General features: G+C 78.2%; 1 protein-coding gene. It reads left to right on the top strand.

All coding sequences use genetic code 11. From position 1 onward, the window contains the following. Positions 1 to 1,210: acyltransferase domain-containing protein (locus AB0J52_RS41450; protein ID WP_500188755.1), on the top strand; the 1,210-nt coding region annotated here is incomplete at both ends.

Genomic DNA, 1,210 nt, shown 5'->3' with positions numbered 1-1,210 from the left:
GTTCCGGGCCGCCGGCGCGGTCCCCGGCGGCTGCGCGCTCGGCTCGGTGAAGACCAACATCGGGCACACCCACGCCGCCGCCGGCGTCGCCGGGCTGATCAAGACGGTGCTGGCGCTGCGGCACGGCCTGATCCCGCCGAGCCTGCACCACGACCGCCCCAACACCGAGATCGACTTCGCCGCCGGGCCCTTCACCGTCGCGCGCGAGCCGCGGGAGTGGCCCCGCCGCGACGGACCGCGCCGCGCGGGCGTCAGCTCGTTCGGCATGGGCGGCACGGGAGCCCACGTCGTCCTCGAAGAGGCCCCGCCCGTGGACGCGCCGGCCGGTCCGTCCGGGGTGCGGGTGCTGCGTCTCTCGGCCCGCACCGAGCGGGCGCTGGAGGAGCAGACCGACCGGATCGCCGCGCACCTGGCCACCCATCCCGGGGCCGACCTCGCGGCGGTCGAGCACACGCTGTCGCGCGGGCGGCGCGCCTTCGCCCACCGCCGGACGGTCGTCGCGGCCGACTCCGCCGAGGCGGCCGAGTCGCTCGCGGCCCGCGACCCGCGCGCCGTCCGCACCGGGGGGCCGGTGCCGCCGTCCCGGCCGTCCGTGGCGTTCCTGATCCCCGGGGTCGGGGACCAGAACCGGGGGCTCGGCCACGGCCTGTACACGACGCGACCGGCCTTCCGGGCCGCCGTGGACGAGTGCGCCGACCTGCTGAAACCCCTGCTCGGACGCGACATCCGCGACCTGCTGTACCCGGTGTCCGGTAAGACGGCGGAGGCGTCCGGCCCCGACCTCCGCGCCATGCTGGGCCGCCGGCCCTCCGCACCTGCCGGTCCCGGTGAACCGGCCGAGCTGCTGCGACGCACCCGCTACGCGCAGCCCGCCGCGTTCGTCACCGGCTACGCCCTCGCCCGGCTCTGGGAGGCGCACGGCGTCCGGCCGGACGCGCTGATCGGGTACAGCCTCGGCGAGTACGTCGCGGCGTGCCTGGCCGGGGTCTTCACGCTGCCGGACGCGCTGCGCCTGGTGGCGCGGCGGGCGGAGCTGATCGACGGGCTGCCGCCGGGCGCGATGCTGGCCGTCCCGATGGCCGAGGCGGACGCCGCCGCGTACCTCACGCGGGACGTCCGGGTGGCCGCCGTGAACGGCCCGAACCTGTGCGTCCTCGGCGGCCCGGCGGACGCCGTCGCCGAGGTCGAGGCGCGGCTGGCGGAAGCGCGC

The sequence above is a fragment of the Spirillospora sp. NPDC049652 genome (assembly GCF_040675125.1).
In the GTDB taxonomy this organism is placed as follows: domain Bacteria; phylum Actinomycetota; class Actinomycetes; order Streptosporangiales; family Streptosporangiaceae; genus Spirillospora.
This window is presented reverse-complemented; position numbering and strand designations above follow the sequence as displayed.